The organism is Vibrio sp. VB16, from assembly GCF_015594925.2.
Lineage (GTDB): Bacteria > Pseudomonadota > Gammaproteobacteria > Enterobacterales > Vibrionaceae > Vibrio.
This window is the reverse complement of record NZ_CP087591.1, coordinates 85051-95314: the sequence shown is the minus strand read 5'-3', so window position 1 is coordinate 95314 and position 10264 is coordinate 85051. Positions and strand designations below refer to the sequence as shown.

Below are 10264 nucleotides of genomic sequence, written 5' to 3'. Positions count from 1 at the left end.
AAGGATAATAAATAAATATGAGAGAACAGGTCGGTACGGCTGAATCTCGGCCGGCATTTTCCGAGCTGCTGAATGACCAATTCAGCATAGTTGAAGACGAATATTACCAACAGTGGCTTTCTAACCACCACAGCGTGTTAGATGGACTAAAATCTGCGTTGGTCATCGTCCCTATTGATGGCGTGTTGGTTACAGTCGGCACGCTGCACACTCAATCTCCTTACTTTGAGTCCCTTGTTGCCTTAGCCGATGAGCAAACCTCCAGCCAACAGCCTCAGGTGGCAACGCTAAACGCGTCCGATCACGGTGAAATGTTTGCGTTGATTTATCCCCTTAGAGACGAAGATAGCGAACTCATTGCGCTCATTGCTATGGCTGTTGAAGTTAAAAGCCAAACAGAGTTACAAAAGGTTTTAACGGCAGTGCAGTGGAGTAGTGCTGGGTTAGAAGTTGTTGAATATCAAAGACGCCTTCAGATTGAAAAAGAACATCAATCTGGTATTGCTGAACGTGTCGATATATTGGCTCGCGTTCTTGCAGAACCAAATTACTCGAGTGCAGCGGTAAGGCTAGTGACGGAACTCGCGGTGCTGTTTAACTGTGACCGAGTGAGTTTAGGGGAATATAAGAATCATCGTTCTCGATTGAAACACCTCTCTCACAGTGCGCAGTTTGGTAAACGAATGAACCTAGTGCGCACAATAGAACAGACCATGGATGAGTGTGTTGATCAGGGACAGTGCATCCGATTTCCTCAAAACAACATTCCAGATGGGCAAGTACCACCTCTTCCGTTCTCGAAAGAGGTGGTGTTAGCACACAGTAAACTATCAGAACAACAGGGCGATGCGTGTGTTATGTCAATACCTGTCTACGCTGGTGGAGAGATTAAAGGCGCATTAGTTTTAGAAGGTAATCCTGATGTTCCTTGGTCTAGCGTGCAGGCTGATTTATGCCAGAGCATCGCAAGTATGGTTATACCCGCTCTTGAGGATAAACGACTTAATGATAGGTGGTTGCTACGCAAGATAGCCGATAGCAGTGCCAAGCAACTCGGCCGATTACTTGGTGCTGGGTATCTTGGTAGGAAGTTGTTTGTTATCTCAGTGATCGGCTTGGGTGTTTTTTTATATACCGCGGTGGGAACGTATCGACTCTCAGCCGATGCACGAATAGAAAGTGCGACACAGCGGGCGATTGTGACACCTTACGATGGCTACATAAAAGATGCATTTGTTAGAGCGGGTGACCTTGTTAAAGCAGGGCAACAGTTAGTATCAATGGATGACAAAGACTTGCGCTTAGAAAGACTTAAATGGCTAAGTGAAAAGAGCAAACTCAACAGACAATATCAGGAAGCGCTTTCGGTAAGGGATAGAGCGAAAATCAATATAATAAATGCACAGTCTGACCAAGTTCAAGCTCAACTAGAACTGGTTAATAGCCAATTAGAGAGGGGAGACATAACCGCGCCTTTTGACGGGTTAGTCGTGAGTGGCGATCTTAGCCAACGGCTTGGTAGTGCGGTGTCAAAAGGTGAGAGCCTTTTGGAGGTTGCGCCTGTCGATAGCTATCGTATACGTATGTTGGTTAAAGAGAGTCGTATCGCAGATATACACCTGCATCAAACTGGGAACTTATATCTGTCGGCTTTACCAGAAAGCTCTTTTGAATTTGAGTTGAGTAAAATAACCCCGCTCACTGAGACATTAGATGGTGCAACCTATTTTGTTATCGAAGGTGTGTTAAAAGAAAATGTCGCTATTAACGGTACCTCTTCTGGTATCGCTTTGCTGCAACCAGGCATGGCAGGGATTGGTAAGATTGTCATAGACGATAGATTGTTGTTCGAAATATGGACGCGTGAAATGCTAGAGTGGCTTCGTTTACGGATCTGGACTTGGTGGGGGTAGCGCAACGTTATGTCTGCGACCTTATTTAGTCATTCTTGGTATAAAGTTGCCGACCTAAAGGTTCGCTTGCGCAAGCATGCGACCATTCACCGACACGTCTATCGTCAGAATGTATTTTATGTTCTGCAAGATCACGCGACGGGTCAGTTTCAGCGTTTTACCCCCCAAGCTTATCAACTTATCGGTCTGATGGATGGCAAGAATACCCTTCAGCAGATCTGGGATTCAGCCTGTGAAAAATTAGGTGACGACCTTCCATCGCAGGATGAAGTTATTCAGTTGGTTTCTCAACTCAACAAAGCCAACGTTATTCAAACCAACGCCCTTCCCGATATTGAACAGTTGCAAAGACGAAGAGAAAAGTTAGAAAAAGGTAAAATCGTCCAGCAGTTAAAATCGCCACTGAGTATAAAAATCCCACTCGTCGACCCTGAAGCCGTGTTAAACGCAACCTCGTTTATCGCCAAGATTATATTTAGTAAATTTGGCGCGCTACTTTGTTTGGTGGTGGTTTTATTTGGAGGATCGTTAGCGATCATCAATTGGCAGGCGCTAACAGAGAACCTGAGTGACAAGGTATTGGGTATCGACAACCTGTTAATTATGGCATTGGTTTACCCCATGGTTAAGCTAGTTCATGAACTCGGGCATGGTTATGCCGTGAAACGATGGGGTGGAGAGGTGCATGAAATGGGGGTCATGCTACTGATCTTTATTCCCGTACCTTACTTGGATGCGTCCGCGGCTTCGTCTTTTCGTAATAAGTATCAACGCATGTTGGTTGGTGCCGTTGGTGTGCTAGGAGAGTTGCTCATGGCGGCTATTGCGATGGTTGTTTGGGTTACGGTTGAACCTGGCCTTGTCCGTGCCATGGCTTACAATGTGATGTTAATTGGTGGTGTTTCTACCTTGTTGTTTAATGGCAACCCGCTGCTAAGATTTGATGCCTATTATGTATTAGCTGATTTTCTGGAAATACCGAACTTGGGCAATAGAGGCAACCAGCAAGTTGCCTACTTACTAAAGCGGTATGGCTTTGGAATGACAGGGCTAAAAACGACGGCACGGAGTCGATCCGAATCGGCTTGGTTAGTCGGTTACTCCTGTTCCGCCTATATATACCGCCTGTTTGTTATGGTGGCTATCTCCTTATTTGTTGCATCGCAGTATTTTGTAGTTGGTGTGCTGCTTGCTTTTTGGTCCGTCTGGACCAGCCTATTTTCACCTATTATCAAAATGGTTTCTAAGCCTATGACAGATCCACAAATGCGTGCAAAACGTACAAGAATATTTACGGTATCGAGTCTATTTATCGCCTGTGTTTCTGCTGGATTATTTTTGGTGCCTTTGCCTTATAAAACGTATTCTCAAGGGGTGCTTTATGTTCCACAAGAAGCCTTTGTTCGAGTGTCGGTAAGTGGTTTTGTTGATCAATTATTGGTTGAAAATGGTGCGCAGGTTTCTAGTCGTCAATCTGTTATCACAATGCGTGCACCCGATCTTTTGTCTCAAGTAAAGGTTTTGTCTGCCCAAGTACATGAGGCACGTACTCGTTATAAAGCAAGCGTTGGAGATCGGAGTGGTTCCGACATTTTGTTGCAAGAATTGAGATTTATTGAAAAAGAGCTGCAAAGGGCAAATGAAAGGTTGTCTGGATTGACGTTGAAGGCGACAGGTTCAGGTGAATTGGTTATTCCTAATAGAAACGGGATTGTTGATCGTTTTTATAGGCGAGGTGAGGTGCTTGGTTATGTAGTGGATTACAAAAACTTGCCACTGACTGTCATGATCTCTGAAGATGATATTGACCGCGTTAGAAACCAGACCAGAAGTGTGTCTTTTCGTTTCGTGTCTCAACCTGATATCGAATATACGGGGTCGATATTGCGCCAAGTTCCCGCGTCAACGCAACAACTGCCAAGTTCAATTTTGACCATTGAAGGGGGAGGCTCTATTGCGCTCGACCCTAATAGAGAAAGCGAACTACAAAGCTATCAAAGTTACTTCCGTATCGAATTAGATAGTACCAATGCACTAAAAAGACGATTTGATGAAAGGGTACATGTATTGTTTGTGCATGACCCAGAGCCAATTATCTGGCGTTGGGTCCGGAATGTTCGCCGTGTTTTCTTAAGGCAGTTTGATGTATAAACGTCCACAAAGAATGCCTGCAACGGTGTTAGACAGACCGCAAAAAACAATTGACCAACAATTATTGATGGTACGTTGGTGGCGCAATCTGACCTCTTTTTTTACCCGACCAATCCGGTCTTCTGTGTTCATTTACCGTCCATTGATGTGGCGTATTAACCGCAGTAAAACTCGATTGTTGAAGCTGTCAGAGGAACAATTAATTCAGGAAATAGCTGATGCTAAATTAGCACTGCGTAAACATGGGCTGACGAATGCTTTGGTGGTGAAAAGCTTTGCGTTGATCCGAGAAGTTGCCGGACGCGAGCTAGGCATGTGGCATTTCGATAGTCAAGTACTCGGCGGTCTAGCTATTCTACATGGCAACATAGGCCAGATACAGACCGGGGAAGGTAAAACGTTGACCGCAACATTACCGGTAGCAGCAGCAGCCCTTGCCGGCATTCCAACGCACTTGGTCACCGTAAACGACTATCTAACGGCTCGCGATGCGGAATTGATGCTGCCTGTCTATACAAGGTTAGGTTTATCGGTCGGCGTGATTGTTCAAAGCTTAACGGTTGAGGAGAGAAAGCAGCAGTACGCCTGTGACATTGTTTATTGTACCAATAATGAACTGGCGTTTGATTACCTTAAAGACAGCATACAGCTAAAAGGAAAAACAGAAGCATTGCATCTGCATGCTGTTCGTATTCAACCGAATAGAAAAGAAAAACCGCTCAATCAGCTAATGCTTCGCGGTCTGCATTTTGCCGTGGTAGATGAGGCCGATGGAGTATTGTTAGACGAAGCGAATACCCCATTGATTATATCTGGTGAAGAGGTGCCGCAAGAAGCCCAACAACAGGTCTATTCTCAAGCGATGGGGTTGATTGCAAGCTTGAAACAGGGTGAAGACTACAAAGTTCTTAGGCAGCAAAGACAGATAGAATTGACGGCAACCGGAGAGAAATTCACACTGCAACTCACGGAAAATCTTGGTCCGTTATGGAAAGGTCGAGTAAGGCGTTTAGAATTACTCAGACAAGCTCTCACCGCGTGGCATCTGTTTGAAAAGGACAAACATTACCTTATCCATGAAGAAAAAATAGTTATCATTGATGAGCATACTGGACGCATGATGCCAGATAGAACATGGGAAAGGGGCCTTCACCAATTGATTGAAATTAAGGAAGGTTGTGAGCTTAGCGCACCAAGAGAAACACTGGCCAGTGTCAGTTTTCAAAATTTCTTTCGCTATTATCATCACCTTTCCGGTATGACGGGTACGGCTGAAGAAGTTAAAAGTGAATTATGGCAAGTCTATGAACTTCCCGTTGTTGATGTACCAACCCATAAAGCGAGTCAAAGAAAACTGATACAACGGAAGGTTTATTTTGACGACCATGAAAAATGGCTGGCAATATCGGAACGAGTGACAGAATTGAAGGCTCAATTGAGACCCGTATTGGTCGGAACGCAATCCCTCGCTGCATCGGAATATCTTAGTGATATCTTAACCGGTAAAGGGATAGAGCATCAGGTACTCAATGCGCGGCAAGATGAACAGGAAGCGGAGATCGTTGCACAAGCTGGTGACGCAGGAAAAGTGACTATTGCGACAAGCATGGCGGGTCGAGGAACCGATATTAAATTAAGTAAAGAAGTCGATGGACAAGGTGGGCTGCATGTCATTGTTACAGGTCTGCATGACTCCTCACGAGTAGATCGACAGCTAAGAGGTCGTTGTGCAAGGCAAGGAGACAAAGGTAGCTATGAATTTATGTTATCGTTAGAAGACAACGTACTAAGTGACGGCTGGGCTTCAATGCTGCGAAAAACAGTGTATTTGCCTATCCCGCAGCGGATAAAGAACCGTCTGATGCTATTCGGTATAAGGGTCTGTCAGCGACGGATAGAGCGGGATCATGAAAGGGTCCGTAAAGCGTTGCTTCGCAGTGACGACAGTAAGCAAGATCTTCTCTCATTTACTAATAAAAGGATGTAGTTGTTATGACACATGCGTATGTATCAAGAAAAATTGTGTTGGCGCTTATATCGCTCGGAATAAGCCATCAAACTATGGCGATTGATGCAAGCTTATTGGATGAGGCGCAGTTGAGTTGCTTGTTAGAACCGAGCATGACGGTGGAATTGAGTAGCTCAGTTCAAGGTGTTATTAAGTCGATAAAACCTCAGCGTGGCGATCAGGTCAAAAAAGGACAAGTGGTCATGACATTAGACTCCACGGTAGAACAAGCAGCATTAGATACCGTGATTGCAAGGCTAGAGTTTGCGTCAAGAAAAGTTAAGCGAAATTCAGATCTTATCAGAAAGAAACTCATCTCTGAAAACGAACAAGATGAGGTGCTGACTGAACAGAGACTCGCCGTTTTTCAAATGAAAGAAGCGAAAGTACGATTAAGTCAGCGTAAAACGAAAAGCCCTATAACAGGCGTGGTTGTGGATCGTTTAAAAGAGGCGGGGGAGTTTGTTGATGAAACGCCATTTTTGAAGATTGTCAGCCTAAATCCGATGCATGCTGAGGTGGTATTACCGGCAGAATATTATGGCACGTTACAAAGAGGGGCGTTGGTAACATTGTACACCAATAGCGATGATGGTTTTGACGGTAAGATTAAGATAATAGACCCCATTATCGATGCGGCTAGTAATACCTTTGCCGTAACGATTGAACTTGATAATGCAAAACTGAAGTTAGCGGCCGGACTTAGATGTAGAGTAAGTTTTTCGCAAGATATCTAACGGTTGTCATATGCCTAACTAAGAATTCTAGTTAGGCCCAGATAAATTAGACTATACCGCCTTCCGTGCGCTCGTCCTGACATTCAAAAGAACCCATTTCGAATTCACGACAAACCCATGGTCGATTTTCGTAAATCGTACACATCATGGTCTCTCTGTCTAGTGCTGAGCATTTACCGTCATCTAATTGGCGCATTGTCTCTGCACCCCAACGATCAACTTTTATATGTTCTTCAGGGACTCCAGTATCAGTAAGAATCATGACTTCTAATCGACAGCAGCAAGCTTTACAGTCTGAACAACTGATTGTGGGATCGGGTAAGAATTCGATGTCAATGTGGGTGGTCATAAGAGTCAACAAGTTATATGGGAGGGATAGAGTAGTTCAATTGAACTTTGGTGTCGAAACATACCGAGCTTTTTTAATATATACGTTAAATCGTAGAAGAGAAGTGTAAAAAGGGGATTGGCGAAGAAGTGTGAAGGGAAAATAACATTGTGCGAGCAACGGTAGCCGAGCTCGCACGAATCCTAAACTTATAACGGAGTAACGTTAGCAGCTTGAGGACCTTTTTGACCTTCTTCAACGTCAAAAGAAACTTTTTGACCTTCAGCAAGAGTTTTGAAACCGTCAGAAACGATTGAACGGAAATGTACAAATACGTCTGCACCGCCGTTGTCTTGAGAAATAAAACCGAAACCTTTAGATTCGTTAAACCACTTTACTGAACCAGTTGTCTTTGACATGTTGTTACCCTTTAATAAATTCATTTTAAATTGCTATTGCACTGAGAGCATAAATTATTCAATGTAATGATGAAGCCAAGAAAAAACAAAGGGTATAACGCAAAGGCGATATTCTGAGGATTTACTTTTGCTAAACATATACATCAATAACCCTGACTTCCAGAGCGACCATTATAATATAGCAGTTTTATTTATTGTAAAGTTTTACTTCTCGCGATTCTGTATAAACAAATCCACCGTATTAATGATGAGGTAAGTTATGAAGTGGTTGTTGACGAGTGCTTCAGCTCATCTAGTTGAACTTAGAATTAATCTCATTACCAGCATCTCGTATGATTTGAATCGGCGACATTATTACACCTTTGACTGCGCCTTCTGCAGCCTGGCGACTAAGTTGCTCGCTTTTATCGACGATTTCATCAATCTTCTCGACAACGACAGGAATTTCTTTACGTAGATGTTGCGACTCCGTCAAGACGGCAGGAATAGTTTTTGTTCGATATCCTTTACTTTCTGCGACGACAACAGGAATTACCGCCGTCCTGTAGCTCTCCAACTCAGATAGACTGTTTGGAATAGTTTGATTGTTGACGGTGTCCACTCTTTGAATTACTTCTGGCACAGTTTGGGTTCGGATAATGGCCACTTCTTCTAAAACCAACGGAATTTTCTGGTCGACAGAGCGGACCGTTAGGTTTACATCCTCTACCGTTTTATTCATTGCCTCTGCTACCAACAGTACCTTTGGTACTAAAACCTCTATACTTTCAGCTACTTTTAACCACTGATCCAATTTTAGTTGCTCTGCGCTTTTGCTTATTTCGCTAACCAATTGTGGGTAAGTGTCAACAACGGTCGAAACCGTATTAGTAAAGGAGTAAATGGTATAACCGAGGTAAAATATTGAGGCTGCAAGTAGTGCCTGAATGGCGATTCCGATCCGTGAAAGCATAGTAAAGTCCAATTTATTTTTAGTCAGTCCATCTTAACTTTGCAATCGGCATCCTTGCCCATTGGTATCTGTTCGGTCGAGCACAATCTGGCTGATAAGCTATTTGATAGTACAATGTACTACGACATCATTATCTAGCTAACTAGAAACGTCAAGGTACTCAGATGTAACAACAGAGTTATTGCTGCCTGGCTTACATTTCTAAAGGCTCTTTTACGTACCAATAACCTTTATTTACCAAAGACTGAATGAGTCTTACAGATTCGCTATCTAAACCTTTCAACTGTTGTATCGAGAGAGTGTCGTGATTACATAGCGCAGATGTCAACTGAACCTCATCGTTTGATATTTGAAATACCTCACCATTAATGTATAAGGTACCTTCGTCATTCTGGTGATAAAGCGCACGAAGACCGGATACCTTTTCAAAAGTGAATCCAGAGTGTAAATGGTCGGCGATCTCGTCCAATTGCCAGAGAGGTTCTGCTGGGACAATGTTTAGATTGTGTCTTGATTGACTGAGCATGCAACCCATGAAGTCATCAATCGTTGATTTACTGTTTAACGAACTCTTCAACATACCAGTTAAAGAATCTAAATCAGTAGTGGTGATTTCGCCAAACCCATTTTGAGTGGTGATTTCTGGCTTGTGTAGATGAATGTCACCAATGTCGTGTGCCAATACATAATCAGCGAAATTACTGATTAACTCTTGCTCTTTGGGTGAGCGGAACCCTACGGAGTAGCTCATCGATGGTTCTAATGCATACCCATCATGTGGGAATCCAGGTGGGATATATAGGATATCGCCTGGTTCCAAAATGTCATCTATGATTGAATCGAATGACTCTATTTGTCTAAGTGCATTTGCACGATGGTTCTCTGTATATTGGCCGACATCTTTTGCTCCAACACGCCAATGGCGTTTTCCCATACCTTGAATGATAAATACATCATACTGATCAATATGAGGACCCACTCCACCATCCTTGACTGAATAACTGATCATTAAGTCATCAAATAACCAGTTAGGCATACCTTTGAAGGGTTCGACAAGTTCAGCCGCATCTGCATGCCAATGATTGGCGGCTTGGACTATAAATGACCAGTGGCTTTCGTTTAGTCCTTCGAACTTCTCTTCATTAAATGGGCCGTGTTCTGCTATCCAGTCGTTATTTAGATTCGAAACAAATCTAGAATCTATCTCTTCTTCCATCGTTAGTCCTGCTAGCTCTTCTGGACTGATAGGATCTTGAAAGTCTTTAAAGCCACCTTTGATGATAGTAGGTTGTTTCTGCCAGTATTGGTGAAGGAACTCGGTTAGAGAAAAAGAGAGTTTGTACATGAGATTTCTTTCGTTGCAGGAATAGGGGCCGTATTGTAGCAGCGATTGGAATTGAAAGTGCGTCTAATAACGTATCGATGACATACCTCACGAAACCCACAGTTGCTGTGCAGGGTGCTTTATTAGAGGAGTATGTTTACATAGACGTAATATGTATTGCTATTTTAAATACAAATAATGGAGGTGTAACATAATTGACTACATATTTTAATACGATAAAGCTACATATGGTTAGCTTTAAATACAGCAGAGCACATAAGAGCTTAAGGTGTTAAAGGTGTTAAAGGTATGTAAAATTAACGGGTGGATTATCGTTGTGGCCAAATTCTTCGAAGACACATATATGTCCTATTTTTTTTAATACCAATCACAATTTTCATATAAAGGTTTTCATTATTCGAGCCGTGTTCA

8 protein-coding genes are annotated in these 10264 nt (G+C 43.0%); 4 read left to right on the top strand and 4 right to left on the bottom strand.

The window, feature by feature from the left end:
• The first annotated feature begins 17 nt into the window (after positions 1 to 17).
• The 4 genes from IUZ65_RS17070 to IUZ65_RS17055 are packed head-to-tail and all read left to right on the top strand — an operon-like array spanning position 18 to position 6809.
• The gene (locus tag IUZ65_RS17070; RefSeq protein ID WP_195705245.1) at positions 18 to 1913 is read left to right on the top strand and encodes an efflux RND transporter periplasmic adaptor subunit; all 1896 of its coding nucleotides are present in this window, start codon (positions 18 to 20) and stop codon (positions 1911 to 1913) included.
• Positions 1914 to 1922: 9 nt separating this feature from the next.
• Positions 1923 to 4064, top strand: coding sequence for a peptidase M50 (locus tag IUZ65_RS17065; protein WP_195705244.1), 2142 nt, complete (start codon positions 1923 to 1925; stop codon positions 4062 to 4064).
• Entirely contained in the window at positions 4057 to 6051 is a 1995-nt protein-coding gene (locus IUZ65_RS17060; protein WP_195705243.1) for a preprotein translocase subunit SecA, read from the top strand. The genes IUZ65_RS17065 and IUZ65_RS17060 overlap by 8 nt, the downstream gene beginning before the upstream one ends.
• 5 nt (positions 6052 to 6056) lie before the next feature.
• Positions 6057 to 6809, top strand: a complete 753-nt coding sequence (locus IUZ65_RS17055) for an efflux RND transporter periplasmic adaptor subunit (RefSeq protein ID WP_195705242.1) — start codon at positions 6057 to 6059, stop codon at positions 6807 to 6809.
• 46 nt (positions 6810 to 6855) lie between these two features.
• Here IUZ65_RS17055 and IUZ65_RS17050 read toward each other — a convergent pair whose 3' ends face one another.
• The 4 genes from IUZ65_RS17050 to IUZ65_RS17035 all read right to left on the bottom strand — a co-directional run bounded on the left by IUZ65_RS17050 (position 6856) and on the right by IUZ65_RS17035 (position 9853).
• Positions 6856 to 7158, bottom strand: a complete 303-nt coding sequence (locus IUZ65_RS17050) for a YkgJ family cysteine cluster protein (RefSeq protein ID WP_195705241.1) — start codon at positions 7156 to 7158, stop codon at positions 6856 to 6858.
• A gap of 188 nt (positions 7159 to 7346) precedes the next feature.
• A complete protein-coding gene (gene cspE / locus IUZ65_RS17045; protein ID WP_195705240.1) occupies positions 7347 to 7556 on the bottom strand; it encodes a transcription antiterminator/RNA stability regulator CspE in 210 nt (69 codons plus the stop codon).
• Positions 7557 to 7848: 292 nt separating this feature from the next.
• Positions 7849 to 8508: a hypothetical protein gene (locus IUZ65_RS17040; protein ID WP_195705239.1), complete on the bottom strand. Its 660-nt coding sequence runs from the start codon at positions 8506 to 8508 to the stop codon at positions 7849 to 7851.
• A 193-nt stretch (positions 8509 to 8701) separates the two neighbouring features.
• A complete protein-coding gene (locus IUZ65_RS17035) occupies positions 8702 to 9853 on the bottom strand; it encodes a ribosomal protein uL16 3-hydroxylase (protein ID WP_195705238.1) in 1152 nt (383 codons plus the stop codon).
• Between the last annotated feature and the right edge of the window lie 411 nt (positions 9854 to 10264).

What these genes read in the sequence shown, in the direction of transcription:
- IUZ65_RS17050 (WP_195705241.1), bottom strand. Translation starts at nt 7,158, where the DNA reads ATGACCACCCACATTGACATCGAATTCTTACCCGATCCCACAATCAGT.
- IUZ65_RS17065 (WP_195705244.1), top strand. Translation starts at nt 1,923, where the DNA reads ATGTCTGCGACCTTATTTAGTCATTCTTGGTATAAAGTTGCCGACCTA.
- IUZ65_RS17060 (WP_195705243.1), top strand. Translation starts at nt 4,057, where the DNA reads ATGTATAAACGTCCACAAAGAATGCCTGCAACGGTGTTAGACAGACCG.
- IUZ65_RS17070 (WP_195705245.1), top strand. Translation starts at nt 18, where the DNA reads ATGAGAGAACAGGTCGGTACGGCTGAATCTCGGCCGGCATTTTCCGAG.
- IUZ65_RS17055 (WP_195705242.1), top strand. Translation starts at nt 6,057, where the DNA reads ATGACACATGCGTATGTATCAAGAAAAATTGTGTTGGCGCTTATATCG.
- IUZ65_RS17040 (WP_195705239.1), bottom strand. Translation starts at nt 8,508, where the DNA reads ATGCTTTCACGGATCGGAATCGCCATTCAGGCACTACTTGCAGCCTCA.
- cspE (WP_195705240.1), bottom strand. Translation starts at nt 7,556, where the DNA reads ATGTCAAAGACAACTGGTTCAGTAAAGTGGTTTAACGAATCTAAAGGT.
- IUZ65_RS17035 (WP_195705238.1), bottom strand. Translation starts at nt 9,853, where the DNA reads ATGTACAAACTCTCTTTTTCTCTAACCGAGTTCCTTCACCAATACTGG.